General features: G+C 41.0%; 30 protein-coding genes and 1 tRNA gene. 27 read left to right on the top strand and 4 right to left on the bottom strand.

Annotation, left to right across the window (positions count from 1 at the left end; genetic code table 11):
• Positions 1–1347, top strand: a complete 1347-nt coding sequence (locus NST09_RS14485) for a phage tail sheath family protein (RefSeq protein ID WP_041091932.1) — start codon at positions 1–3, stop codon at positions 1345–1347.
• A 1-nt stretch (position 1348) separates the two neighbouring features.
• A complete protein-coding gene (locus NST09_RS14480) occupies positions 1349–1792 on the top strand; it encodes a phage tail tube protein (protein WP_003213309.1) in 444 nt (147 codons plus the stop codon).
• Positions 1793–2069: 277 nt separating this feature from the next.
• Here NST09_RS14480 and NST09_RS14475 read toward each other — a convergent pair whose 3' ends face one another.
• On the bottom strand, positions 2070–2126 hold the full coding sequence (locus NST09_RS14475; RefSeq protein WP_229200408.1) for a putative holin-like toxin: 57 nt from the start codon (positions 2124–2126) through the stop codon (positions 2070–2072).
• Positions 2127–2310: 184 nt separating this feature from the next.
• Here NST09_RS14475 and NST09_RS14470 point away from each other — a divergent pair, with 184 nt between their 5' ends.
• The 21 genes from NST09_RS14470 to NST09_RS14370 all read left to right on the top strand — a co-directional run bounded on the left by NST09_RS14470 (position 2311) and on the right by NST09_RS14370 (position 18762).
• The gene (locus NST09_RS14470) at positions 2311–2751 is read left to right on the top strand and encodes a phage portal protein (protein ID WP_008344099.1); all 441 of its coding nucleotides are present in this window, start codon (positions 2311–2313) and stop codon (positions 2749–2751) included.
• Positions 2752–2792: 41 nt separating this feature from the next.
• Positions 2793–2930: a hypothetical protein gene (locus tag NST09_RS14465; protein ID WP_138826864.1), complete on the top strand. Its 138-nt coding sequence runs from the start codon at positions 2793–2795 to the stop codon at positions 2928–2930.
• A 55-nt stretch (positions 2931–2985) separates the two neighbouring features.
• Complete coding sequence (locus NST09_RS14460) at positions 2986–6990, top strand: transglycosylase SLT domain-containing protein (RefSeq protein ID WP_342493072.1); 4005 nt, start codon at positions 2986–2988, stop codon at positions 6988–6990.
• Positions 6983–7651: a LysM peptidoglycan-binding domain-containing protein gene (locus NST09_RS14455; RefSeq protein ID WP_008344093.1), complete on the top strand. Its 669-nt coding sequence runs from the start codon at positions 6983–6985 to the stop codon at positions 7649–7651. The genes NST09_RS14460 and NST09_RS14455 overlap by 8 nt, the downstream gene beginning before the upstream one ends.
• Positions 7652–7662: 11 nt before the next feature.
• Positions 7663–8673, top strand: coding sequence for a hypothetical protein (locus NST09_RS14450; protein WP_060781339.1), 1011 nt, complete (start codon positions 7663–7665; stop codon positions 8671–8673).
• Entirely contained in the window at positions 8670–8936 is a 267-nt protein-coding gene (locus NST09_RS14445; RefSeq protein ID WP_017358996.1) for a DUF2577 family protein, read from the top strand. Before NST09_RS14450 ends, NST09_RS14445 begins: the two co-directional genes overlap by 4 nt.
• Positions 8937–8950: 14 nt before the next feature.
• Positions 8951–9373, top strand: coding sequence for a DUF2634 domain-containing protein (locus NST09_RS14440; RefSeq protein ID WP_024719684.1), 423 nt, complete (start codon positions 8951–8953; stop codon positions 9371–9373).
• The gene (locus tag NST09_RS14435; protein WP_060781338.1) at positions 9366–10412 is read left to right on the top strand and encodes a baseplate J/gp47 family protein; all 1047 of its coding nucleotides are present in this window, start codon (positions 9366–9368) and stop codon (positions 10410–10412) included. The genes NST09_RS14440 and NST09_RS14435 overlap by 8 nt, the downstream gene beginning before the upstream one ends.
• Positions 10399–11322: a YmfQ family protein gene (locus tag NST09_RS14430; RefSeq protein ID WP_116306111.1), complete on the top strand. Its 924-nt coding sequence runs from the start codon at positions 10399–10401 to the stop codon at positions 11320–11322. The genes NST09_RS14435 and NST09_RS14430 overlap by 14 nt, the downstream gene beginning before the upstream one ends.
• Positions 11323–11333: 11 nt before the next feature.
• Positions 11334–11717, top strand: coding sequence for a phage tail protein (locus NST09_RS14425; protein ID WP_116306108.1), 384 nt, complete (start codon positions 11334–11336; stop codon positions 11715–11717).
• 15 nt (positions 11718–11732) lie between these two features.
• A complete protein-coding gene (locus tag NST09_RS14420; RefSeq protein ID WP_342493071.1) occupies positions 11733–12611 on the top strand; it encodes a hypothetical protein in 879 nt (292 codons plus the stop codon).
• A gap of 10 nt (positions 12612–12621) precedes the next feature.
• Positions 12622–12951: an XkdW family protein gene (locus NST09_RS14415; protein ID WP_017367928.1), complete on the top strand. Its 330-nt coding sequence runs from the start codon at positions 12622–12624 to the stop codon at positions 12949–12951.
• Positions 12948–13124 (top strand): phage portal protein, encoded by a 177-nt coding sequence (locus NST09_RS14410; RefSeq protein ID WP_017367927.1) that lies wholly within the window; start codon positions 12948–12950, stop codon positions 13122–13124. Before NST09_RS14415 ends, NST09_RS14410 begins: the two co-directional genes overlap by 4 nt.
• Before the next feature lie 209 nt (positions 13125–13333).
• A complete protein-coding gene (locus NST09_RS14405; protein WP_342493070.1) occupies positions 13334–14539 on the top strand; it encodes a hypothetical protein in 1206 nt (401 codons plus the stop codon).
• Positions 14540–15060: 521 nt separating this feature from the next.
• Positions 15061–16377, top strand: a complete 1317-nt coding sequence (locus NST09_RS14400; RefSeq protein WP_223255587.1) for a hypothetical protein — start codon at positions 15061–15063, stop codon at positions 16375–16377.
• A gap of 13 nt (positions 16378–16390) precedes the next feature.
• On the top strand, positions 16391–16711 hold the full coding sequence (locus tag NST09_RS14395) for a hypothetical protein (RefSeq protein ID WP_136944509.1): 321 nt from the start codon (positions 16391–16393) through the stop codon (positions 16709–16711).
• Positions 16711–16851, top strand: a complete 141-nt coding sequence (locus NST09_RS14390) for an XkdX family protein (RefSeq protein ID WP_039170001.1) — start codon at positions 16711–16713, stop codon at positions 16849–16851. The genes NST09_RS14395 and NST09_RS14390 overlap by 1 nt, the downstream gene beginning before the upstream one ends.
• 36 nt (positions 16852–16887) lie before the next feature.
• Positions 16888–17100 carry a BhlA/UviB family holin-like peptide gene (locus NST09_RS14385; RefSeq protein WP_017367922.1) on the top strand — a complete coding sequence of 71 codons (213 nt, stop codon included), beginning with the start codon at positions 16888–16890 and terminating at the stop codon, positions 17098–17100.
• 12 nt (positions 17101–17112) lie between these two features.
• On the top strand, positions 17113–17376 hold the full coding sequence (locus NST09_RS14380; RefSeq protein ID WP_116306105.1) for a phage holin: 264 nt from the start codon (positions 17113–17115) through the stop codon (positions 17374–17376).
• A gap of 19 nt (positions 17377–17395) precedes the next feature.
• Positions 17396–18214, top strand: a complete 819-nt coding sequence (locus tag NST09_RS14375) for an N-acetylmuramoyl-L-alanine amidase (RefSeq protein WP_116306103.1) — start codon at positions 17396–17398, stop codon at positions 18212–18214.
• A 101-nt stretch (positions 18215–18315) separates the two neighbouring features.
• Positions 18316–18762 (top strand): biofilm-forming protein, encoded by a 447-nt coding sequence (locus tag NST09_RS14370; RefSeq protein WP_116306101.1) that lies wholly within the window; start codon positions 18316–18318, stop codon positions 18760–18762.
• Between the two features lie 59 nt (positions 18763–18821).
• On the opposite strand, the gene NST09_RS14365 is transcribed toward NST09_RS14370, so the two are convergent.
• A tRNA-Ala gene (locus tag NST09_RS14365) sits at positions 18822–18894 on the bottom strand.
• Positions 18895–18966: 72 nt separating this feature from the next.
• Positions 18967–19524, bottom strand: coding sequence for a GbsR/MarR family transcriptional regulator (locus tag NST09_RS14360; RefSeq protein WP_008344054.1), 558 nt, complete (start codon positions 19522–19524; stop codon positions 18967–18969).
• A gap of 207 nt (positions 19525–19731) precedes the next feature.
• Between NST09_RS14360 and betB the strand changes: the two genes are divergently transcribed.
• Both betB and NST09_RS14350 read left to right on the top strand, forming a co-directional pair.
• Positions 19732–21201 (top strand): betaine-aldehyde dehydrogenase, encoded by a 1470-nt coding sequence (gene betB, locus NST09_RS14355; protein ID WP_041507663.1) that lies wholly within the window; start codon positions 19732–19734, stop codon positions 21199–21201.
• Between the two features lie 27 nt (positions 21202–21228).
• Positions 21229–22437, top strand: coding sequence for an iron-containing alcohol dehydrogenase (locus NST09_RS14350; protein WP_008344050.1), 1209 nt, complete (start codon positions 21229–21231; stop codon positions 22435–22437).
• 40 nt (positions 22438–22477) lie between these two features.
• Here NST09_RS14350 and NST09_RS14345 read toward each other — a convergent pair whose 3' ends face one another.
• A complete protein-coding gene (locus NST09_RS14345; protein WP_035701118.1) occupies positions 22478–22957 on the bottom strand; it encodes a DinB family protein in 480 nt (159 codons plus the stop codon).
• A gap of 205 nt (positions 22958–23162) precedes the next feature.
• Between NST09_RS14345 and NST09_RS14340 the strand changes: the two genes are divergently transcribed.
• Both NST09_RS14340 and NST09_RS14335 read left to right on the top strand, forming a co-directional pair.
• Positions 23163–23693, top strand: coding sequence for a hypothetical protein (locus NST09_RS14340; protein ID WP_017359006.1), 531 nt, complete (start codon positions 23163–23165; stop codon positions 23691–23693).
• An 11-nt stretch (positions 23694–23704) separates the two neighbouring features.
• Positions 23705–25252 (top strand): flotillin family protein, encoded by a 1548-nt coding sequence (locus NST09_RS14335; protein ID WP_007500611.1) that lies wholly within the window; start codon positions 23705–23707, stop codon positions 25250–25252.
• Positions 25253–25275 lie beyond the last annotated feature (23 nt).

Genomic DNA, 25275 nt, shown 5'->3' with positions numbered 1-25275 from the left:
ATGAACGGAGGCACTTTTACACCAGGTACAGAGAAAAAGCGTCCTGGCATTTACTTTAATTTTAAAACAACAGCAGAGCAGCGAATTACTTTAGGCGAGCGAGGAACAGTTGCACTTCCTCTTGTCATGAGCTGGGGAGAACCAAAAACTTTTATTTCCGTTTCCGATATGGAAGACTTAAATAAAAAGGTCGGGCTCAACATTGATGATAAGTCACTTCTTCTTTTCCGTGAAGCGAAGAAAAAAGCGCAAACGGTCTTGCTTTACCGTCTAAACGAAGGAGAGCCAGCCAAAGCGGAAATCGCAGAAAACTTTGTGGTCACAGCCAATTATGGTGGTCAAAAAGGAAATGAGATCACCATTCAAGTAGCAGAAAATGTACTCGACAGCACAAAACGTGACGTCATCACCTATCTTGGAACAGATATTGTCGATAAACAGGTGGTCAAAGATGTCAAAGATCTTGTGAAAAACAAATACGTTCAATTTTCTGGAGAAGGTGAAGCGGTCATTACTGCTGGCGCGGCTTTAAGCGGCGGGAAAAACGGTGTGGCAAGTGTCGCAGATTATACAGCTTTCCTAGAAGCAGCTGAAACGGAATACTTTGATGTCATTGCACTCCCAGTCGATAATAGTGAGCAATTAAAAGCAACATTCGCGTCATTTATTGAGCGTTTACGTGATAAGCAAGGACGTAAGGTGCAAGGCGTTGTGGCTAACTATGCAGCTGATCAAGAAGGAATCATCAATGTCACAAGCGGTGTTGTTTTAGAAGACGGAACAGAACTGACGCCTGCTCAAACAACAGCTTGGGTCGCAGGAGCAAGTGCAGGAGCGACTTTTAATCAGTCACTGACCTTTGTTGAATACGAAGGCGCAGTCGATACATTAGAGCGTCTTGATAATGATCAAGTAGAATACCGTTTATCACAAGGAGAGTTTCTTTTCACTTTCGATGCAAGAGACCGCACGGTGAGCGTTGAAAAAGATATTAACTCTTTGACAAGCTTCACGGTTGAAAAGAACCAGCAAATGGCGAAAAACAAAATCATCCGTGTGCTAGATGCAATCAACAATGATTTAACATTTGAACTGAAAAATTTGATTAAATTACGCAAAGCCAATGGCAATGACATTCCAGCATCAGACGATGGTGTGCAGCTTGTGAAAACACTGATTACACAGTATCTCACACAACTTCAAGATGGAAGCGGCATTACAGGCTTTAACTCAGAAACAGACATCGTCATTGGCCTCAATGAAGATCGTGATGGATTTATCATCGATTTAGCAGTACAGCCAGTAGACGCAGCAGAAAAATTCTATTTCAATGTGGAGGTGAAGTAAGATGGCTTTTAAAGCACAAAATACAATCTCAGGTAAAGAAGGTCGTCTTTTCTTAGAAGGTGAGGAACTTGCCTTTATCAAAACGTTTGAAGCAAACGTGGAGAAAAATAAATCAGAAGTGAACGTAATGGGCCGCCGAATGACTGGCCATAAAACAACTGGGGCAAACGGAACAGGAACGGCAACATTCTATAAAGTTACGTCACGTTTCGTTCAACTCATGCTCAACTATGTGAAAAAAGGGGAAGATCCTTATTTCACTCTTCAAGCGGTAATTGATGATAAATCATCAGGCCGAGGCACAGAGCGTGTGACATTATTCGATGTCAACTTTGATTCAGCTAAAATTGCTGGACTAGATGTCGATTCAGAGGCACTTGAAGAAGAAGTTCCATTTACATTTGAAGACTTTGATCTGCCTGAAAAGCTGAAGAATTCTTTCTAAGAAATGTGGAGGAAATTAGCTAATTAATTAGCTAAATAAAAACCAAATATGCTATAATGCAAATGTAATGAAAAATGAATGCATTTGTAATGCACATTGCATTCAATGACACACAAAATGATGTTTACATGCAAAGCGATTTGCATACAATAAAAAGAAGCCAGGATGCGCTAACATCCCGGCAATGTACAATGAGGCCCTTCAAGGGGCTGGCTTATCAATTAGATAGTTTTAAGGATAGACTTTCCCTTTCACCTACCAAAGCTCAAGGGGGAGTCTATTTTTTGTTTATATACGTCAACAAAGCAAGGATAAACATCCCGAATAAAAGCATTAGGGAAATCGCTTGGAACGTTGACATGAGCATCACCCCCTTCCTATCGGGGATGAGCCAGACACCCTTGAGCAAGCCGTTCAATTGTACGAGTTATATTATACATGAAAAGATTGGAAAGCACATTCAAAAAATGGATGTGCTTTTTTGCATTCAAAAAACAAACAAAAGGGAGTTTTTAAACATGAGCGAAAAACAAACATTTGATCTTTCATTTTTTATGCCAGGACAAACAGTAGAAGCAGAAGAGGTCAAAGTACCAATTTCTAAGCGTTTTGTTGATAAAAAAGGGAATGTCATTCCTTTTGTCTTCAAAGCGATTACTACGGAACGTATTGATGAACTGGAAAAAGAAAACACCACGTTCAAAAATGTCAAAGGCAGAGGCCGTGTGAAAGACTTAGACAGCCAGCGCTTCTACGCACGAATTGCCATTGAATCGACGATTTATCCAGATTTCCGCTCAAAGGAATTAAGAGAAGCCTACAGCACACAAGATCCAGTTGAAGTTGCAAAACGTGTTTTATCTGTCGGCGGTGAATACGCAAACTGGTTAAACAAAGCCATTGAAATCAACGGATTTGAAGACGAAATTGAAGATTTAGAAGACGCAGCAAAAAACTAATAAAAGATGGGGATAAGGAAGCGGTGTTTTTATATTACGCCATGCATGAGCTTCACTATTCCCCATCAGAACTTCTCGATTTATACGATGCACCAAGACAATTTAAGGCATTCTTATTCGGACTCATCAGTTACAAACTCGACATGCTAGAAAAAGAAGCAAAGAAAGGAGGGAAATAAACTGGCGAAGCTCACTGCACGATTTGAATTAGAAGACAAAGTATCAAAGAAGCTGTTGCGCATTCAAAAACGTTTTCAAACGTTTGAGAAGCAGCTCAAACCATTTAGAAAACCGGTGAAAATAAGCCTGGAAATGGATGAAAAGAAGCTAAGGAACCTCAATTTATCGATGAGAAGGTTTTCTGTATTATCCATGAAGCTAGATCAAGGAATCTATCGTGATCTCAAATCATTAACAAACCAGCTGAACATGATACCGAAACAGATGATCATATCAATTCAAGCAAAAGGACTAGATGTCATTAAATCAAGTATAGATCGGCTGAAACAATCACAATCAAGTCCAATCCTGCTGACGTTCAAACTGAATGATCAGTTGTCAGGAAAAATGTCATCAATCAAAAAATCAATCCTTCAGCTCATGAACAGAACGTACTATATGAGATTAAACATGGTTGACCAAGCCACCGCTGCCATTCAACGAATCAAAAAGACACTCAAAAGCTTGACAATGGCTAAACACGAAATCAGAGTATCTGTTCAAGACAATGCAAAGAGTAAGTTGAAAAAACGAGATCAGGCAGAGTCAGTTGTGAAAGAACAAAACATAAAAAAAGAACCTGAGGCTGTTAGTCCGTCGGTTAAAACGGATGAACCTAAGCAGGGTTGGCTCCAGAGTCTTGCTAATAAAGGATTAAGTGAAATTGAAAAATATGCAGGTGATGTTGCAGACAAGGTGAAAGAAAAATTAAGTCCTAGAAAGTTTTGGGACGAAAAGGCACTTCCTTGGGTTGAAAATAAAATGGAAGAGTACAAGCAAGATGTAATTGGAAGAATAAAAGAGAAGATTAAATTTAATCCTGAAAAAAAACTAGATGAATTGGTGACCAATGTATTAGATCGTCTCTTTGGTGCAGGTGATCAATCGAATGGAAGTAGCACTCCAACACCAACAACAGCGCCGACAACAGCGCCAACAACAGCGCCAACAACAGCGCCAACAACAGCGCCGACAACAGCGCCAACAACGGCACCAACAACAGCACCAACATCCACACCATCAAATTCAGCTCCCAATAAGAAATCTAAGCCGCGAGGTGGTAAAGGTTTGTTTCGCAATAGTTGTTGTTCCTGTTGTGCAAGAGGTTTAAGCAGGGGAGGATCTACTAAAACCAAAAATAGAAATGGTCAATCACCAAGACAACCTAGAAATCCAAATGCCACAACAAGAACCGAAATGAATAGAAGACCTCCAAGTAAATTAGGGGATGCGTTGAAAAATATCGGTAAAGGGAGCGGTAAATTATTAAAGAAAGTACCTATTCTAGGCAGTGTACTTAGTGCAACAAATCTAATTGGTATGAAAAAAGAGAATGCTGGTGAAAAAATCGGTGCGACTGGAGGAGGAATCGCCGGTGGAATGGCAGGTGCTGCAGCAGGTGCTGCTATTGGCAGTGTAGTTCCAGGGGTAGGTACAGCCATAGGCGGCTTAGTAGGCGGCATCGCTGGAAGTATGGGTGGAGAATCTATCGGTGAAACAATTGGAAAATGGTTTGATGGCGGTGGATTTGAGAAGATTGGCCAAAAGGCCATTGAAATCAAAGATCAAATTGTTGAAGTGTGGTCTACAGTTGCGGACTGGTTTATACAAAATGTGTGGACACCATTAAGCAGCACGGTTGGCACAGTAGCAACCACAATCTGGTCAAGTCTAGTCAATGCATGGACATGGATACAAGAAACATTCAGTGCAGTTGCGGGCTGGTTTATCGAAAATGTGTGGACACCGTTAAGCGATACAGTTATTACGGTAGCAACCACGATCTGGTCAAATCTAGTCAATGCATGGACATGGATACAAGAAACATTCAGTGCAGTTGCGGGCTGGTTTATTGAAAACGTTTGGACACCGCTAAGCGACACAGTCGTTACGGTAGCAACCACGATCTGGTCAAGTCTAGTCAATGCATGGACGTGGATACAAGAAACATTCAGTGCAGTAGCAGGCTGGTTTATTGAGAATGTGTGGACACCGCTAAGCAGCACAGTTGTCACAGTCGCTACGGGGATTTGGACAGCATTATCAAATGCGTGGAAAACCATTCAATCAATTTTTGGAGCAGTATCCTCTTGGTTTATGAACAATGTATGGAATCCGCTTGTAGAAACGGTTGGAACCATCAAAGATAGCATTGGGAAGAAGTTTGAAGAAGCGTATAAAGTGGTGACAGATATATGGGATGGATTATCCAAATGGTTTAAAGATAATATTCAGACACCGATCGTAAAAGTGGCAGGTGCCATAAGTGATGGTTTTTCTAAAGCATTTAACTGGGTTAAAAAGATTTTTGACAAAGCGGGCGATGGCATTAATTTTGTAGTAAAACATTTATTTGGAGATCCTGATAAAAAAGCCACAGGCGGCTATATCACCCAGCCGACCTTATCATGGATTGGTGAAGCAGGTAACGAATTTGTCATTCCAACTCAAAATAACCGGGGCCGTGGGAAGATGTTGCTTGCACAAGCTGCTTCTCATCTTGGAATGTCTGTTGTGCCAAGCAGCAGCGGAGCAGCAAGTCCAGTTTCTAGCTCTCCAGCTCCAATAACGCCAAATGCTCCAGCAGCTCCAACTGCTTCTGCCGGTTCAATTGGTGGAACGGTTTCAATGAATGGAAACATCCAATCTGCCAGCATAGGTGAGCAATTTAATCATGATTTTGAACAAGGGCTGAATCAAAAGGTGGTTTCACTTGATCAATGGAAGCAAAAAAACATTCAGCAGCCATTTAATCAAATGACATCAGATTCAGGAAAGTACGGACAACAAACGGTATCGGCATTTGCTACTAGCCAGCAAATGACACCAACAGGAACTGACAGCTTTTTGCAAAGTCGTGTAAAAGCACCATACCAACAAGTGATGACAGCATCACCAACTTGGGGTTCTGGAACTGTTAGTGGCTTTGCAACAGGTCAAAATGCCACATCAATTGGCACAAGCCAATACGTAGACCAACACGTCAAACAACCATTCCTGCAAGCCAAACAAGAATCACCAGGATGGGGTTCAGGAATGATCGACGCCTTCAATAGCGGCATGCGTTCAAAAGCAAGTGAAGTCACACAAGCTGCCAAAGAAATGGCGAAGAAAGTGGAACAGGCGTTTAGAGAAGAACTAGACATTCATTCTCCTTCACGTGTCATGATGAGTCTAGGGAAATTCGCATCGATTGGTGTCGTCAAAGGGCTCGATTCAGTTGATGTGAAAAAGTTTGCTGAAAATCAAGCGGGTTCATTAATCGGAGCGTTCAGCGGTATGGGTGCTTCAGGTCTTAGTGTTCAGCAATGGCTCATGGCAGCTCTGATGGCCACTGGTACATCGATGAGCTGGCTTCCAGGTCTTATGACAATCGCTCAGCACGAATCAAATGGTAACCCGAAAGCCATCAACTTGTGGGATTCCAACGCCAAGAAGGGAACGCCTTCTAAAGGGTTAATGCAAACCATTGGACCGACCTTCCATTCCAATAAAGGAAAGGGCATGAATGATATTTGGAACCCAATTCATAATGCCGTAGCAGCCATTAACTACATTAAGGGCAGATATGGAACAGTCTTCAATACACCGGGATTACGGAGTATGAGAAGAGGCGGTCCTTATAAAGGCTACGCCAATGGCGGTCTGATTACTCAGGAGCAGGTAGCTAGAGTCGGTGAAGGAAACAAACGCGAATGGATTATTCCAGAAGAAAGAGGCATTCGCGGGAGATATTTATTGACGCAGGCAGCAAAGGCACTTGGGATGCAAGTCTATGATCCATCAAATGCATCTGCTCCTTTACCAGAATCACAGATGCAGCAAGTCACCTCAGCACAGTCAGCTGGGACTGCAACAACGTCTGGTAATAAACAAATCACCATCCAGTTCAATGGTGATCAGCATTTCCATAATGGACAGGATCAGCAATCGCTTGTCGAAAAAATTAGACAAATGCTTGTAGACGAACTGGAAGTAGAGCTTCAGACAGGAACGAAAGGGGTCGTGATCGATGGGTAAATCAGTGTATCAATTGTGGATTTCCCAAGGCAAGGAGAAGTTGCGATTCCCTGTGCTTCCATCCGAACTTGAGATCACAAATAATGTACAAAATGAAACAGTGAAGGTCTCCTCCTTTGGAGAACTCACTTTTATTGATGTACCATCGGCTAAACAAGTATCATTCACCTCATTATTTCCTAAGAAATATTCGCCAATTGCTGAATATAAAAGCATTCCATCACCAGAGAATGCAATAGCGAAAATTGAACGAATGATGCGTTCAAAGAAGTCTGTGCGACTGATTGTGACAGGGACTAAAATCAATATGACGTGCAGCATTGAGAGCTTCACTCACAAGGAAGGGTCTTATGACATAGGTGATCGTGAATTTACGATCGAGTTAAAGGAATATAAAACCGCATCGCCTAGGAAAATCAAACGAAAGAAAAAAGCGAAACAAACCAAAAAGAAAAGACCCTCAAAAACACCACCAAAATTGTACACTGTTAAAAAAGGAGATACTCTTTGGGCCATTTCAGGCCGTTTTTATGGCGATAGTACAAAATGGCGGCGTATTTGGAATGCCAATAAAGCAGCGATGATCAAACGAAGTAAACTCAATATTAAACAGCCGGGATATTGGATTTTTCCAGGGCAAAAATTGAAAATACCACAATAGGGGGGCTGACATTGATTGAGCTTTTTGCCATCAGAAGCGGTACGATGTATGAGCTTGTCACAGAGAGTGTGACACTTCAGGGGCAAAGGTATCAGGCCCCTCGCTCTATTCAGGCGAACATTATCACAAAGCAAGGCAGTCAAACATATTACCGTGTCTCAGAAGGAGACACGGTTCTTTTTAAATGGAAAGGAAAAGAGCTGTTCAGAGGCATCGTGTTTTCTAGGACGCCTGTTGAAGGAAAGCTGACCTTTACCGCATACGATATGCTCCAATATTTAGTGAAAAACCAAGATGTATATGTTTTTTCAAATCAACGGGCAGATCAAATTTTGAGGCGGATCGGGGCAGACTTTCAAATCCCTATGACATCCATCGTAAATACAGGACATGTCATGAAGTCTCTCGTTTTTAAAAATGACACGAGTTTATATGACATCATTTTAAAAGCATTGAAAGAAACGAAGCGGCAAACCGGTAGAAATTATCAAATTTATTCTGCTAAAGGCAAGATGGGGCTGAGAGCTTGGCCCGACCCAGAGGACGTGTGGGTCATTGAATCAGGCGTCAACCTCATCGGTTATCAGTACAGCACCTCCATTGAAGAGACAGCAACACGTGTGAAGATGCGCACGTCTGTAGACGAACAGGGGAAGAATAAGAAAAAAGGTAGCAAATCAGATATTGTGGTGATCGAACAGGACAAAGCGGGTCAGAGTCAGTACGGCATTTTACAGCATGTGGAGACGGTCACGGGTCAAATCAACCAGCCGCAGCTTCAAAAAAGAGCGAAAGTACGCCTAGTTGAAAAAAAAGGCGTCAAACAAGAAGTGAAAAGCATACAAGCACTCGGAATCCCTGAACTGCAAAGCGGTTTGCCAATCTATTTGAAAATCCCTGAAATCAACATCAAAAAAACTTACTGGATCGATCAAGACAAGCATGAATTCAATGGAGTGAAGCACACCATGACAATTGACGTCGTTGAGAAAAATTCCATGCCAAAGGGTGATCAAGCATGAGATTAAGTGAAGCAATTAAACGCCTCGCTGTCAATGCAGTAGATGCAGCTTCTCCAATTGATCTGGTGATTGGAGAGGTCACAATGGCTTCGCCTCTTCACATCCGATTAAATGAAAACAGTAAGCTGATCATTCCAGAAGAACTGCTTATTTGGCCTAAACGCTTAAATAAGGGTGAGGATGATGAGTTGAAAAGGGGAGACAGCATTATGGTACTCGCAATGGCAGGAGGGCAGTCCTTTTACATCATCGACAAATTGTAAGGGAGGTGATGAATGTGGCACTTTCACCAGAGGAAGAAATCGAGGAAACAGAAGAAGACGAAGAGGTAGAAACCTCGACGACGTATCGCATAGATTTTGAAAATGGTAGGCTGACAAATGAAGCCATTACAGGCATTGAAGCGATCCGTCAATTTATTTATATGACATTGCGAACAGAGCGCTATGCACATCCCATTTATAGTCACGACATTGGCACTGAAATTCAGGAGCTATTGACCGATACAGAAGCAACAGATGAATACAAAGAAATGGAGATTCCAAGATTGCTAGAAGAAGCATTGGTCGTTGATGAGCGGATTGATCATATTGAAGAGATAGAGGTCACGAAGCAAAATGATGCCTTTCAAGTCAAACTAGCCATTGTCACAGATGAAGGCACATTAGAAATAGAGGAGGTGATGGAGGGAGATGTTTGAGGAGCAAACGTATGAGGCGTTGATGGAAAGAATGCTGGACAGGCTGCCAGATGACATAGATAAAAGAGAAAACAGCGTTATTTGGAATGCCTTGGCACCTGCTGCTGCTGAACTGGCTCAGTCGTATATTTGGCTTGATCAAGTGTTTGAGCTTGTCTTTGCTGATACAGCACAGGGGGAATTTTTAGATAGACGAGCAGCAGAAGTGGGGATTGAGCGAAAGCCAGCCACCGCAGCGGTGTGGTCCGTAACCATTCAACCAGAGAACGTAAACATTCCAGCAGGATCAAGATTCTTCATTGAAGACGTTTATTTTCAATTTTCAAAGGACGGTACACTAGAATGCGAGACAACAGGTACAGCCGGCAATGGGCAATTAACAGGTCAGCCGCTGCTATCGCTTGATACCATTCCGGGTCTAGAGTCGATGATCATGAAGGAATTGGTGATACCAGGGCAAGAGGAAGAAGATGATGCGTCATTATACGATCGGTATTTAATACGCGCAAGGCGAGAGGCTGTCAGTGCCAACAGAGCACATTACAAAAAGTGGGCCGAGGAAGTGGTTGGTGTCGGCAGAGCGAAAGTGTTCCCGCTATGGAATGGAGAGGGAACGGTCAAAATTGTCATCACAGATGGCAATCTAGATGTAGCCTCTGAGCTTCTTGTCAAAAGGGTCCAGGAGTATATTGACCCTGTACCGGGAGAAGGAGAAGGGCAAGCTCCTATTGGTTCAAAAGCAACCGTGGAAAGTGCCAAGTGGCTAGATATTGACATAGAAGTGTCCGTCGAACTTCAGATGGACTGGACACTTGAAGGTGCGCAAAAAGAAATAGAAGAAAAGGTCAAAGCACTGTTAAAATCAATCGCATTTGAAAAAAGTACGATTCGAATGTCCGCCTTAAATGATATCTTGTACCATTCAGAGAGCGTGTCCGATTATGCAAATGTCTTATTGAATGGGGAGTCAAAAAACTTAGTATTACAGGACATTGAGATACCACGTCTGAGGCAGGTGAAGGTTATTGAGCAAACTTGATGAAATGAAAAACTACTTGCCGCCTTATTTCACAGAGATTTATGATGTGGATCATTTACTAAAAACGGAGGCGCCAGAGTTTGAACAATTGGACGAATCCATTTTTGATGTAACGGATCAGTTCTTCCCCTTAACAGCGACGTGGGGATTGAATCGGTGGGAAAGAATGCTCAAGGTGCAGCGAGAGTCAGATGATTCAATTGAGCTGCGCAGGGCACGATTACTCAATATGATGTCGAACATTCCACCAATTACGTATCTTTCATTAGAGAAATCAGTGAATCGATTTCTTAAAAATCCAAGTGCGATCATCCGTCTTACAGTCAACCGTTATCATTTTGCATTGCGTGTCAACCTGGATGACCTGCAAAACACAAGATATATCGTCGAAATACTCGAAACGTTAAAGCCAGCACATTTGGCGTATACGTTCACCGCCAGTCATCATACCGATGTTCATGAAACAAATGATCATCACCAGCGGCTCACACTGCGAAGCAGAGTGGGCTTTTTCGATCATATTCCAATTTTACTCAATGGTGAATTCGTATTAAATGGAACGTTCTATCTTAGCGGGATACGAGGTACTACGGAGGTCCCAGCTCGTTTTCGGCATTCATTAAAGATGAGAATGCCGCTTCAACAAGAGAAAGAAACAGCATATCGTCTGAATTATGTCATGACTGGAGCATCGTATGAAACGAAGCAAGCAGCTACGCTGACTTTGCGTGCAAAGAACCAGCTTTCACATCACGCGAAAAAGAGGATGACGTTCCGCTTACCAGTACATGTTCAAAATGAACAAGGCGGCAGTTTACTGATCAAGGAGCATTACTGGATTCTCGATGGATCCGTTCCGCTTGATGGATCAAAAATGCTGGCAGCAACTTCTAAAAAAATAGACTTATAAGGAGGATCACAATGGCTGATCAATTAACCGTAACCACACTATATGCACGTCAACAAATGGCAAAGGCACGAGCAGAAGGAACAAAACTCACAAAAGTCGTCAAAATGGCGTTCGGCAATGGAGGAACAAAGGATGGAAAACCGATCTCTCTTGACGGAACCGAACAAGCACTCAAAAAAGAACTGGTTCAAAAAAATATTGATTCATTTACCTTCATGGAACCGGCAAAAATCCGCTACACCTGCACCATCGCTGAAGGAGAACTCGCAGGCGAAGTCATCAATGAACTAGCCCTTGTCGACGAAGCCGGCAAATTCACTGCCATCCGCACCATGACAGATAAACAAAAAGACGGCGACATCGAATTTGTTTTTGAGATTGATGATATTTATTAATGGAGGGGAAAAGAAGTGGACATAAAATCACCTTTACCGTTTGAAACCTCTGACAAAGCCCATGCCAACTTATTTAACAGGATGGTCAACACACTTGTGGAGAATGACAATGCGCTCAGTCAACAAATAGCAGGGATCACGAATGAAAGCTTGTTTATTTTAACAGGCGACCAAGCCATTCAAGATGCATCAGTCAGTGGTGAGGAATATCCAATTGGCATTACGTTTATGGATATTGGCCAAGCCAATGATACGGGATATCCTACGAGATATGGCTTTGTGAAGAATGAGAAGATCAGTAATTTTCGATTTGTACAATACTATTATGGCACTGGAAACGAAGCTGGTAATTATTTTGATAGTACTGGAATTTGGTGCAGGCATTGGTGGACGGGATCGGGGTGGACCGACTGGCATAAACTCTCTGGTTTTCTTCATACGAATATTGGCACAACTGGTAAGCAGCTGCTTAATAATGCAGAGCGACAAAAAATCCTTTTTAATCGAAAAATAAAAGATAGTCACAATCATTTTGATATAAAAAATAGTCGTTTTATTTGTCCGGAAAACGGTATGTATCTAGTAAACGCTGGAGTCTATATTGAGACGGTTCAAATGTATGCAAATTTTGAGCTGTCTATTTTTTTAAATGGTAAAAATTATAAAAATATATCTCATTATAGACATCTCCCTGCCACACCCTCTGAAACGGCAAAACTTGATATAGGTTTATATGGGGCTGCGAATGTGCCAGCGAATAAAGGAGATTACATTGAAATTTACATGTATATAGGATATGCGGGAAATTCCAATCGTTATGTATCTGATAATTCAGGCTGGTACAACTATTTCGATATTTCGGAAATAGGTGGACGAAATTTCCCAAGAGTGTAGGAGGATTCAGATGATTTTATATGAAGCCATTAAGTATAAATACCCCGATGCGGACCCGCAAAAAGATTTTGAACTAAGAAATGATGGCGATGGTTCGTATTTAAACGAGTGGCATCTAGATGTGCCAAAGCCAACGGTAGAAGAGTTGAAAAAATGGTGGGAGGAATCCCAAGCCAACCCGAGGTATGAACCACCTCTTCCACTAGATTATCTAGCACAAGAAGTAGCCAAAGAAAAGCTAGTGAGAAAACAGCTTGAACACCAATGTGATCTTTTAACAAATGAACTAAAGGCGCTGAAAAATGAGATCCTCTTCATTAAAGGAGGGAGTGAAACATGAATTATTGGGTTATGGCATTATATTTCCAATGGGTGACACCTGAATTAGTTAAAGAAGCAGTTGAATTAGGTGATTGTTCGATGGAAGATCTAAATGCAGGATACGAGCAAAGGATGCTCACTTTAGAGCAGTTGCAAGAAATAAAACAAGCATCAAGAGTGAAAACTGAATAGAAATAAAAGGACCATACCTGATTTTTCAATGACATGTTCAAAGCACTACTTGAGAACGATATTAGAGCAGTTCTTAAAACATACAAATGATGCGAGAATACAGCAGCTAATACAAAAAAGCAGAAATGTGATGATTCACAGAGTGATTAGATAACATTATATAGTGGAAGGAAGCGTATAGTGATAATAGATTTGAAAGGAGAATGATCATGGAGATTAAGACACCACGTACTTTTAAAACAACTGATAAAGCCCATGCTGATCTATTTAATGACATGGTTGAGGCTTTTCTTGACAATGATGTGGGTCTATTAGAGTCAATCAATCAACATATGAAAGATATAAATCCACATGCATCTGAAGCAGAAAAGAAAAAATGGAACGATTCTCAGGGCTATAAAATTACAGCGGATAATGGAAGTCATTTAATTAATGTGCGAGCTGATACTAGGATTTTTGATATGATAAAAGGAAAAGGAACGTGTACTTTTTATGCAGCTTCTGGAGTCGAAGATTCCCCATCAAATCTTTCATTGAGAGGATTACAGACAGTAGGCCAAGATAACATTGGTACTGGCTTTGCTGTAGATATTACTGGTAATGCTTATAGTTTTTACTATAATGCTGCAGATACTACTATTAACTGGACAAAGCTCCCGTCAAATGCTGAAAGAAATAAATGGAATGATGGGCAATTGTCTAAGATTACTTCAGATAATGGAGGGGTGATTCTATCTGTTTCAGATGGTGAAGATTTACTTGAAAAGGTTGTTTCTTTAGGCCCGAAGCATGGTACATTTTATGCCACAGGTAAAGCATTAAACAGCCCAACTACAAGATCATGTCGTGGTATGTATCATTTTACTTCTCAAGATAGTAATGGAAAAGGTACATTTGGATGGGTCATAGCAATAGATTATAACAATTACATGTATACAAATTATCTTGATTTAAATTTGGGGTGGCAAGGCTGGAAACGTGTTTTAACAAAGGAGGATATGGATAATACTTCTTTTGTTGATACGTATGATCTCGATAATTCTTCTGTATCAGCCGTTGAAAATGTTCCAACAAAACTTAATTTTGGTGATACAAGATCAGACGATTTAGGAGAGTATAATCGTTCGCGAGCTGAAATTACACTGAAAAATAATGGTCTGTATTTAATTAGGCTTTATCTTAATAGCAATAACATTCCTGTTGGATCAGATAGCATTTTGTCATGTTATGTGAATGGTACAGAATTTCAACGATTAGGTAATTGGAATCCTGTTATCTCATCAAGTATATGTGTATTGTACCTTCAACAAAAGTTTAAAGCGGGGGATAAGTTAACATTTTATATTACACCCAAAAACACTGGAAGAACTATTACAGTAAATAGGGCTTATGTTACTTTGTCACAGCTAAGATAGGATTATTTGAAAAATAAAGTGTGTGTGCAAATCGGTGGAAGCTGTCGTTCAAAACTTAATGACGTTCACTTTTACTAGATTCTATTTTATGTGTTCAATACAACAAAGGAACGAGAACAGAAACGCAATGCACAATACATGTTGTTAAAATTATTGGGTCAAATTGCAGGAAGAAAGAATGAGTTTGACTCTGTTGTTTTTACAATAAAGGAAGGGAATAGACCCATGCAATCGATCCACTTTATTGGAGTGGCGTCAATCATAGGTAAGGGCAGACGTGACAAATTAATATTATAAAAATCAGGATATTTAAAAAATATGTACTTAATATTGTTCTAATGACTTGAATCCTAATGAATTCATCACGTTTGGTTCCAAATCTAAGAACGAAGTGAAATAACTGATTTTTATCATAACATCACCTAATTCGTAATGTTTTTTGGAAGGAGAATAAGATCATAAAAACACCTCAACCTTTTAAGACGAGCGATAAAGCTCATGCAGATCTCTTTAACGATTTAGTGAAAATTTTAATTGAAAATGATCAGGAACTACTAGAACAATTCAACCTTCATACGAGAGATCCAATTCGTCACGTATCTGGTTCAGAAAAGAAAAAATGGAACGAATCTCAGCTATATAAACTGACAAATGATAACGGGTCCCAATTGATCAATATTCCTGCTGGTGGCAGTATCTATGAGGGAATTAAAGCGCTAGGGGCTTGCTCATTTTATGCGCCAGGTGGTTCTGGAGTAGTCGATTCCCCAGCTATAGGCAATGCTGCACTAAGAGGCTTTCAGTTTGTAGGTCAAAATAATATTGGCGTAGGAATTGCAATTGATACATCAGGCAACTCATTTTGTTTTTCCTATCATGTGAATGACATCGGAATCAACTGGATGCAAATGCCGACTCAAAATGAAAAAAACAAATGGAATGCAGGACAATTGTCTAAAATTACTGCTGACGATGGAAAAGCTTTTGAAAGAATTAATGCAGATGATCCTAGTATTTTAGATAAGCTGATAAAATTGCCGGGAGTTCATTCATGGTACATTCATGAAGCACATCCAGATCTTCCGACAAGAAGTTCAATGAGGGCGTTGTCTGTTTTTAGTGAAAATACCTATGGATGGGTCATCGGTGCAAACAATACAGGAGATGTCTATATTAACCGTTCAACAACTGATGTAACGGGTACACAACAAGAGTGGAGCGGTTGGAAACGTCTTAATGACCATAACCTATTAAATTCAAAGGGATTAAGACTTTCCATGTCAATAGGAACTGATATTTTAACGCTGCCATCCGGCTTTTACTTTGCAGTAGGATCTAATGTTGTAAATATGCCTGTCGATAATGATTCTTCTTGGTTTAATATTGATATCTTAGAAACGGTAAATGGTAGAAAGACTATTCATGTCATTAGAAGTTATGACAACACTCATTGGTTTGGTACTGTTCATACAGATGGTGTCTTTAAAGGTTGGAAAAAATTAGTGACTGATGCTGATTTTGAAAGTGTCAAGTGGCTAGATGTCACACTAGTCAATGGTTCCTCTATTGGAGACAGAGCGGTCCAATATGTTAAATGGGGGAACTTATTATTGTTGAGGGGTCACCTAATAGCAAATAGAGAAGTGATCTGTGGAAGTATTCCAAATACAGGATTACCCGATAAAGGCATAGTAGTATCAGTTCCCGTATCAGGTACAACGGGTCATAGTAAATTATATATCTATAATACAGGAGAGCTAAAACTAACTGGTTTACATGCAGTGAATAACAGTGCAGTAACTGGCTACTATTTAGACATGGTTGTTCCATTAAATTAAGGAAGTGATACAAATGATAGAAGCCTATGAATACAATCAGCAAAATGAATTGATCAGACCTATCGAAGTGTTCGAAAGGGATGATGATGGAAATTATATTATTCCAGAGCAATGCACAACAATTGCACCACCCAATAATCCTTCTTTTTATAAGGCTGCATTTGATGTGAAAAAACAACAATGGTATGAATCAGCGACCCAAGAGTATAAAGACAGCTTAAAACCGGCCCCTCTCCCGCCAAGTGATATAGAACTTTTAAAGAAACAAAATGCTTTGTTATCAAAACAATTAACGCAGCTATTAGCTATGCAAAAAGTAGGTGCTTCAGATTGATGTTTCCAACTGTAGCGGATATCAAACAATTCTGGGACTGGCAGTGTTACGGCCCAGAGGACATTGCATTTTATGTAAGCATTGGCTGGATCTCGGCAGAAGACTATCAAAATATAACTGGAGAAATATACAAAGCCTAATGGCTTTATTTTTTTGCCGGAAAGAAGGTGATTCAAATGGAAGTAGATGTCGTTCAAAACTTAATGACACAAGGCCCATTCGCCGTTCTTTTTTGCTGGATTCTGTTTTATGTTCTCAACACAACAAAAGAACGAGAAAACAAACTCAATGAGCAAATCGAGGCGCAAAATGATGTGTTAGCAAAGTTTAGTGAGAAGTATGACGTCGTGATCGACAAGCTCGATAAAATTGAACGGAATTTAAAATAGGAGGAAAACATCATGAAAACATTCGACAAAGGCACTGTGATTCGCACAGTGCTTCTTTTTATTGCGCTTATCAACCAAACGCTTGTCATGTTTGGACAAACAGTGCTGCCGATTAGCGAGGAGCAAGTGCAAACCGTAGGAGAGGCACTATATGTGGCAGGTTCCACAATTTTCACTATGGTCACTGCCATGATCGCTTGGTTTAAAAATAATTATGTGACCTATAAAGGTCAATTGCAAAAAGATGCCCTGAAACAAAGAGGGTTAACAAAATAATTCTTAAAGGAGAAACAATATGGTGAAGATCATTCAAGCACTCATCCCAAAACAGAATCGCAACAGACCAGGAAACAGGATGAAGCCGCTCTATATTACGGTGCATAATACATCGAACACTGGACGGGGGGCTGATGCGGCAAATCATGCAGCATTTGTTGCTCGGGCAAGTACCGGGGTTAGCTGGCACTACACGGTCGATGATCAGGTCATTTATCAGCATTTACCTTTAAACGAAAATGGCTGGCACGCAGGAGATGGCAGGGGAACCGGCAATATGAAATCAATTGGAATTGAAATTTGTGAAAATGCAGGCGGTGACTTTGAACAAGCCGTTAAAAATGCCCAATGGCTCATTCGAAAACTGATGGGGGATTTAGGAATTCCTTTATCAAACGTGGTGCCGCATAAGCATTGGAGCGGGAAAGAGTGTCCGCGTAAGCTGTTAAATCGTTGGGATGGCTTCAAGGCTGGTATTGCATCAGCATCAAGTCAAATGACAACAGCTAAACCGGTGAAAGAAACATCTATCAAAACCATATCAACGAGATCAACATCTAAAATCAACAAGGTCAAAAAAACATACAGTTTGCCCGCAGGTATTTTAAAAGTGACGAAGCCTCTTACGAAAGGGCCAGCTGTAAAAGCCGTACAACAAGCCCTAGCATCGATTTATTTTTATCCTGATAAGGGAGCGATCAACAATGGAATAGATGGGTATTACGGGCCCAAGACTGCAAATGCAGTGTCTCGATTTCAAATGATGCATGGGTTAACCCCAGATGGCATTTATGGTCCAAAGACCAAAGAAACATTAAGAAAGGTCATAGAAAGTTAACACATATGGAATGGATCAACCCTTATTTGTTATAAAAAGTAAAATAAAGACATTTTTGGTGTTATTTGTTGTATAATGGTGAAAATGAATGGAGGGGTTGTATGAAGCGGATAAGTGTAATGATGTCTCTTTGTTTCATTGTCATGTTCCATTTTAATATGGAAAAGGTTGCAGCTAAGACCATTTATCGAGAAGTAGAAGTTGATTTCATCATGACGGAACAGGAAAAAGATCTGTGGGTACCAGGAGGCCAAAATAATCCTGAACAATATCCATCTACTCACGGCTACCAATTTTCTATACTAAATGCAGAGGGGTGTACTTTAGAGGTGACACTCTACAGAACATCCTTATCAGGAACGGATTTTCCGTCATCAGTCAAAGAGTATACAGGTAACCAATATGATCTAAGTGCAACAGACCGAATTTTATCAAGTGGGCGCTACATTTATAGACCCCACGGTATTAAACTGACCAAAAAAGAAGGCTGCGGGGATATTGAGATAAAAGGAGTCTTTGGTTATCAAATTCAAGAACCAGACAAATAATCTTTTATGAGTAAAATCAAATGAAAAAGCCTATCCATCATTGGATAGGCTTTTGATAATGGAGCATAGCGGGATCGAACCGCTGACCTCTACGCTGCCAGCGTAGCGCTCTCCCAGCTGAGCTAATGCCCCGATGTGTTACGACATAACTTATTATAATCAATCCTCCTGTAAAATTCAAGCTGTAAAACACAAACACCCCGGCTATTTTTCTTTCTGATCAATCGGAATATAGTCAAAGATGTCTCCCGAATGAACCGAGTGGGCTAATCGTCTAAGCCAGTCATAATAGGCTTTTGAGCTTTCAAGCTGTTCAATGAGCTGTTTCGCTTCCTCTCTTTCATGTTCCTCCGCCTGATCATCACGAGTTACATCTTGAAGGCGTTCTTGCGCTTCTTCAATCGCTGCTAGATTAACCTCGACCTCTCGTTCCCATTTTTGCGGGAAGAAGTTCATGAAAAACTTAAAAAAGTCTTTCTCAGCAACAAAGCTGTGTTTTCTTCGGCCACGGTGAAAGGTCTTTTTGACAATATTCATGTCTTGCAGTTTTTTCACACCGGTACTCATACTAGGCTTACTCATTTGCAGCTCTTCACGCATTTCATCCAGCGTCATTTCCTCATTTAAATACATCGTCCCATATAAAATACCCGCACTTCTAGTAATGCCATAGAGATCCATTGTTTCAGCGATGGAATCAATGACGAGATCTTTAGCAGCTAAAATGCGTTCTTCTGCTTGTGGCTGTTCCTGCTTTTTCATCTTGTCCCTGCTTTCTATTAAGTGGATTCAATACGTTCAAAAAAATCTTTATGGACTATATGTTAACGAAAGAATGCAAAATGTCAAAATAAAAGAAGCATATCCACCCTTTGACAGAAAAATTTGAACATGTTAAGTTAATTATGTTCAAAACGTTAAATTTTTATTTAACAAACTTACCAAAGAGAATCAGAGGAGGTTCCTTCTATGAGTCAAACACTATTTATCGATGGACAATGGGTTGGCGCTAAGAGTGGCGACACAAGAGATATTATCAATCCATTTAATCAAGAAGTGATCGCGACAGTCAGTGAAGGATCAAGAAATGACGCGCAGTTAGCCATTAAGGCAGCAAGAAAAACCTTCGATCAAGGTGATTGGGCAAACATGCCTGGACTTGAAAGAGGAAATATTGTGTTTAAAATTGCGGAATTGATTAGACGAGACCTTGATGAATTAGCCAAATTAGAATCACTTGATACGGGTAAAACATTAGAGGAAAGCAAAGCAGATATGGACGATATTGCGAATGTATTTCAATATTATGCCGGTCTTGCTGATAAGGATGGCGGGGAAATCATTGCATCGCCTATTCCAAACTCAAAAAGCGAATTAGTCCGAGAACCTGTCGGTGTATGCGGTCAAATCACTCCTTGGAACTATCCATTGCTTCAAGCGAGCTGGAAAATCGCTCCTGCCCTTGCAGCTGGAAATACAATCGTACTAAAGCCAAGTGAAATTACACCATTAACCACGATCAAAGTTTTCAAACTTATGGAAGAAGCGGGTGTTCCAGCAGGCGTTGCCAACTTAGTGCTTGGACCTGGAGCAACTGTTGGAGATGAGCTGGCTGTCAATGACCAAGTCGATTTAATTTCATTCACAGGCGGTATTGAAACAGGTAAGAAAATCATGCAGGGAGCCAGCGGGAATGTGAAGAAAATCGCCCTTGAGCTCGGCGGGAAAAACCCGAATATCGTCTTTCAAGATGCTGATTTAGACGTAGCGGTTGACCAGGCAATGAATGCTGTGTTTTTCCATGCAGGGCAAGTGTGTTCAGCAGGTTCACGCTTGTTAGTGGAAGAATCTATTCACGATGAATTTTTAGAAGAACTGGTGAAGCGTACGAAAAAAATCAAGCTAGGCAACGGCTTTGATGAAGGAACCCAGAGCGGACCGCTCATCTCAGCTGAGCATCGAGAAAAAGTAGAAAAATACGTCAGCATCGGTTTAGACGAAGGCGCAACATTAGAAACAGGTGGGAAACGACCTGATGCAGAGGAGCTTCAAAAAGGATTCTTCTACTTGCCGACGATTTTCTCAGGCTGTACATCAGACATGCGAATTGTTCAGGAAGAAGTGTTTGGACCAGTCCTCACTGTCGAATCCTTCCGATCAGAGGAAGAAGTCATCGAGCTGGCAAATGACACGATTTATGGTTTAGCAGGAGCGGTGTGGTCTTCTGATATTGGCAAAGCCGAACGAGTGGCTCGTCAATTAAGATTAGGCACGGTATGGATCAACGACTTCCACCCTTATTTTGCCCAAGCACCGTGGGGTGGGTATAAACAATCAGGTCTTGGGCGTGAATTAGGACGTACGGGCCTTGAAGAATATACGGAACTAAAACATTTATATCGAAATACAAAACCAGAAGCGGTTCATTGGTTTAAATAAATATCACTTATCTGGAGGAGATTCTATATGACTTTAAATATGAAAATTGAAAGCATGCAAAAATTCCATACGTTTGAAATTCCGACTGTCATCAAGCACGGCATTGGGGCAGTGAAACATGTTGGGGAAGAAGTGAAAGCATACGGCGTTTCAAAGGTATTGCTTGTCACAGATCCTGGTATTTATCAAGCAGGTGTTGTAGATCCAGTGATTGCTTCATTAAAAGAAGCGCAAGTTGATGTGGTTCTATTTAATAAAGTAGAACCAAACCCGCCAGTCCGTTTAGTGAATGAAGGATCTGCGTTATATGAAAAAGAAGGCTGTAATGGTTTAGTCGCAGTAGGCGGCGGAAGCTCAATGGATACAGCGAAGGCTATCGGTGTGGAAGCGACTCATGAAGGATCAGTTCTTGATTACGAAGCGGCTGAGGGGAAAAAACCGCTTGAAAATAGAATCCCTCCGTTAACCACAATTCCGACAACAGCTGGTACAGGTTCAGAGGTCACGCAGTGGGCAGTGATCACTGACGAAGAAAGGGAATTCAAATTCAACACAGGTGGACCGCTCATTGCAGCTCACCTAACAGTGATTGATCCTGAGCTTCATGTATCTATGCCGCCGCATGTGACGGCAATGACGGGTATCGATGCGCTTGCGCACGCGATCGAATGCTATACGATGAAGTTTGCTCAGCCAATTACAGATGCGGTAGCGCTCATGGCCATTGAATATGCTGCTCATTATATTCGCCGTGCCTTTGCCGATGGAGAGGATTTGGAAGCAAGATATGGTATGGCACAAGCTGCGATGCTTGCCGGACTTTCCTATGGCAGTGAATCAGCTGGCGCAGCCCATGCGATGAGCCAAACGCTTGGAGGGATTATTCCAGTCGCACATGGCCAATGTGTAGCGGCAATGATGGGACCTGTCATGGAATATAACTGGAAAGGGTACCCAGAGAAATTCGCTCGAATTGCGCAAGCATTCGGTATTGATACAAGCAGAATGACAACAGAGGAAGCTGCAAAAGCAGCAGTGAATTGGATGTATGATTTAGTGGAAGACCTAGAAGTTCCTTCATTAGAAGAACAAGGTGTACCAAAAGATATGATCGACCGTTTATCTAAAGAAGCAATGAAAGATCCGCAAACAGTTGGAAACCCAAGAGACCTGAACGAAAAAGCATACAACTGGATTTACGCTCGTTGCTTTGATTTAACACCTAAAACAGTGTAACAATGAAAAAAGGCTCCCAAAAGGGAGTCTTTTTTACATCTTATAGCTGTTCTTTAATTTCTTTAATTTGATGAATATGGCGCTTTTCATGTGCGCCGATAAAATCAAGGTATTGCTTTAATGAAAGTTCTTCAAATACAGGATGTGCAATCACGCGTTTGAAATCTTCCTCTATAAACGTTGATAAAATTTGATTTAATTTCTCACGAGCTGTATCAAGCTCATCTTTTAAATGTGTAGGTGTCACATGCTTGCGCTCTGGTTCAACAATACTAGGCGCGGTGGCTTTTCTTGAACGATCCTCTGCCATTTCCACCGGCTTTGGCTCATATTCTTTAATCGGTGCTTTTTTCCCCTCGGCAGCTAGATGTTTTGCTGCAACTAGGTCCATCTTCTTTAAATGATCTGCAACTTCTTGAATACTCCAAGTATCATCAGATAATTTTTGATTTAATTGTTCTTCGCTCAATCCTTGCAGCTCCTGCCACAATTCTTGTCTTGCTTCATGTAATAAACTCATTTCTCTCACCTCAAGATCAAATTTTATCATACTGGTACAAGACAATCATTCTTTAGCTATCCGAGAAATCCTTTAATGAATTGTGATGAAAATTGAAACCTTTACAAAAGTGGTTCGTATTACCTGTTAGAAGGAATACACTTGGATGTGAGCATAGTCTAAATGAATGAAAGGCTGCTCATTTCATAAAGAAAGGGTGAGGAAGATGGATGTGTTTGGGCTGCCTCTTCAGACGCTGTACTTATACATATTGATGGTATCAGGAATCCTGACGCTTGTTTTCGTCTTTTTTGGCGATGTATTTGATGGATTGTTTGAAGCGATTCCTGTCCCGTTCCTTCAACCAACATTGATCCTCGCATTTCTTACCTTTTTCTCGGCTGGAGGATTTATCTCTGAAAAAACAGCAATTGTAGGAAGTGGACTTGGCGCCGTATTATCTGCCATCCTCGCAGTGGTTCTCGTTACTTGTTTAAATGTATTTGTCTTAGTCCCGCTTTCCTCTGCTGAAGAATCTCTTTCATATACGGAGGCCGACCTAAAAGGAAGAACTGGGGAGATCATTGTATCTGTACCAAAAGATGGGTTTGGAGAAGTGCTGTTAATTAGTAACAGCGGAAAAATCTCAAAGCCTGCCGTCAGTTTCGACGAAGAGGAGATTCCATATGGAACCCGGGTGCTGGTCGTCGAAGTGAACAAAGGCGTGTTATCTGTTATACCAAATGAAGAAATCTAGGAGGGAATGCTATGCCAGGAACAACCATATTAATTATTATTGGAATTGTGCTTGTGATTCTCATTGCACTTATTGGTGTATTTGTTTCGAAATACCGGACTGCTGGTCCAGATGAAGCATTAATCGTCACAGGAAGTTACCTCGGAAGTAAAAATGTCCACGTGGATGAAGGTGGAAACAAGATTAAGATTGTAAGAGGTGGAGGTACCTTTGTACTCCCTGTTTTTCAACAAGCAGAGCCGCTCAGCTTACTATCTAGCAAGCTAGATGTTTCAACGCCTGAAGTCTATACTGAGCAGGGTGTACCGGTCATGGCGGATGGAACGGCGATCATTAAAATTGGCGGATCAATTGAAGAAATCGCCACTGCTGCAGAGCAGTTTTTAGGGAAAACAAAAGAAGATCGTGAAAATGAAGCAAGAGAAGTACTAGAAGGACACCTTCGCTCCATTTTAGGGTCAATGACAGTTGAAGAGATTTATAAAAACAGAGAGAAATTTTCTCAAGAAGTACAGCGTGTCGCTTCTCAAGATCTAGCGAAAATGGGTCTTGTCATTGTATCGTTTACAATCAAAGATGTCCGTGATAAAAATGGCTATTTAGAATCACTAGGTAAACCTAGAATTGCTCAAGTGAAACGCGATGCAGATATTGCGACAGCAGAAGCAGATAAAGAAACACGTATCAAACGTGCAGAAGCAGATAAAGATGCGAAAAAATCTGAGCTTGAGCGTGCCACTGAAATCGCTGAAGCAGAAAAAATCAATGAGCTGAAAAGAGCAGAATTCAGACGTGAACAAGATACAGCAAAAGCAAGCGCTGACCAAGCGTACGATCTTGAAACAGCTCGTAATCGTCAGCACGTAACTGAACAAGAAATGCAAGTCAAAATCATTGAACGTCAGAAGCAAATTGAATTAGAAGAAAAAGAGATCCAGCGTCGTGAGCGTCAATACGATTCTGAAGTGAAAAAGAAAGCAGATGCGGACCGTTATGCTGTTGAGCAGTCGGCTGCGGCGGAAAAAGCGAAGCGTCTTGCAGAAGCAGATGCGAAGAAATACAGCATTGAAGCAATGGCAAAAGCAGAAGCAGAGAAAGTTCGGATTGACGGGCTTGCCAAAGCGGAAGCCGATCGTGCAAAAGGGGAAACAGAAGCAGAAGTCATTAGGTTGAAAGGACTTGCGGAAGCAGAAGCGAAAGAGAAAATTGCAGAAGCATTCGAACAGTATGGTCAAGCGGCGATTCTTGATATGATTGTGAAAATGCTACCTGAATATGCGAAACAAGTATCTGCTCCACTTTCTAACATTGATAAAATTACAGTTGTTGATACAGGTGGTAACGGGGAAGGCAGCGGCGCCAACAAAGTGACCAGCTATGCGACAAACCTTATGTCCAGTCTTCAAGAAAGTCTGAAAGCTTCCTCTGGAATTGATGTTAAAGAAATTATTGAGAATTTCTCTGGCAAAGGCAATGTGAAACAAAGCATCCAAGAACTGACGAATGAAATCAAACAGCCAAGAAAAAAAGAAATCGCTGATCGTCAAATAGAAGAATAAAAATCAAAAGACACCTTCTGATA

Source organism: Bacillus sp. FSL W7-1346 (genome assembly GCF_038593335.1).
Taxonomy (GTDB): domain Bacteria; phylum Bacillota; class Bacilli; order Bacillales; family Bacillaceae; genus Bacillus; species Bacillus altitudinis.
This window is presented reverse-complemented; position numbering and strand designations above follow the sequence as displayed.

Bases quoted from the DNA above. Each gene is read 5' to 3' on its own strand.
- NST09_RS14385 (WP_017367922.1), top strand. From the start codon at position 16,888: ATGGAAGTAGATGTCGTTCAAAACTTAATGACACAAGGCCCATTCGCC.
- NST09_RS14425 (WP_116306108.1), top strand. From the start codon at position 11,334: ATGGCTGATCAATTAACCGTAACCACACTATATGCACGTCAACAAATG.
- NST09_RS14470 (WP_008344099.1), top strand. From the start codon at position 2,311: ATGAGCGAAAAACAAACATTTGATCTTTCATTTTTTATGCCAGGACAA.
- NST09_RS14370 (WP_116306101.1), top strand. From the start codon at position 18,316: ATGAAGCGGATAAGTGTAATGATGTCTCTTTGTTTCATTGTCATGTTC.
- NST09_RS14345 (WP_035701118.1), bottom strand. From the start codon at position 22,957: ATGAGTTTATTACATGAAGCAAGACAAGAATTGTGGCAGGAGCTGCAA.
- NST09_RS14410 (WP_017367927.1), top strand. From the start codon at position 12,948: ATGAATTATTGGGTTATGGCATTATATTTCCAATGGGTGACACCTGAA.
- NST09_RS14465 (WP_138826864.1), top strand. From the start codon at position 2,793: ATGCATGAGCTTCACTATTCCCCATCAGAACTTCTCGATTTATACGAT.
- NST09_RS14375 (WP_116306103.1), top strand. From the start codon at position 17,396: ATGGTGAAGATCATTCAAGCACTCATCCCAAAACAGAATCGCAACAGA.
- NST09_RS14340 (WP_017359006.1), top strand. From the start codon at position 23,163: ATGGATGTGTTTGGGCTGCCTCTTCAGACGCTGTACTTATACATATTG.
- NST09_RS14445 (WP_017358996.1), top strand. From the start codon at position 8,670: ATGAGATTAAGTGAAGCAATTAAACGCCTCGCTGTCAATGCAGTAGAT.
- NST09_RS14350 (WP_008344050.1), top strand. From the start codon at position 21,229: ATGACTTTAAATATGAAAATTGAAAGCATGCAAAAATTCCATACGTTT.
- NST09_RS14335 (WP_007500611.1), top strand. From the start codon at position 23,705: ATGCCAGGAACAACCATATTAATTATTATTGGAATTGTGCTTGTGATT.
- NST09_RS14455 (WP_008344093.1), top strand. From the start codon at position 6,983: ATGGGTAAATCAGTGTATCAATTGTGGATTTCCCAAGGCAAGGAGAAG.
- NST09_RS14415 (WP_017367928.1), top strand. From the start codon at position 12,622: ATGATTTTATATGAAGCCATTAAGTATAAATACCCCGATGCGGACCCG.
- NST09_RS14380 (WP_116306105.1), top strand. From the start codon at position 17,113: ATGAAAACATTCGACAAAGGCACTGTGATTCGCACAGTGCTTCTTTTT.
- NST09_RS14480 (WP_003213309.1), top strand. From the start codon at position 1,349: ATGGCTTTTAAAGCACAAAATACAATCTCAGGTAAAGAAGGTCGTCTT.
- NST09_RS14485 (WP_041091932.1), top strand. From the start codon at position 1: ATGAACGGAGGCACTTTTACACCAGGTACAGAGAAAAAGCGTCCTGGC.
- NST09_RS14395 (WP_136944509.1), top strand. From the start codon at position 16,391: ATGATAGAAGCCTATGAATACAATCAGCAAAATGAATTGATCAGACCT.
- NST09_RS14360 (WP_008344054.1), bottom strand. From the start codon at position 19,524: ATGAAAAAGCAGGAACAGCCACAAGCAGAAGAACGCATTTTAGCTGCT.
- betB (WP_041507663.1), top strand. From the start codon at position 19,732: ATGAGTCAAACACTATTTATCGATGGACAATGGGTTGGCGCTAAGAGT.
- NST09_RS14405 (WP_342493070.1), top strand. From the start codon at position 13,334: ATGGAGATTAAGACACCACGTACTTTTAAAACAACTGATAAAGCCCAT.
- NST09_RS14390 (WP_039170001.1), top strand. From the start codon at position 16,711: ATGTTTCCAACTGTAGCGGATATCAAACAATTCTGGGACTGGCAGTGT.
- NST09_RS14435 (WP_060781338.1), top strand. From the start codon at position 9,366: ATGTTTGAGGAGCAAACGTATGAGGCGTTGATGGAAAGAATGCTGGAC.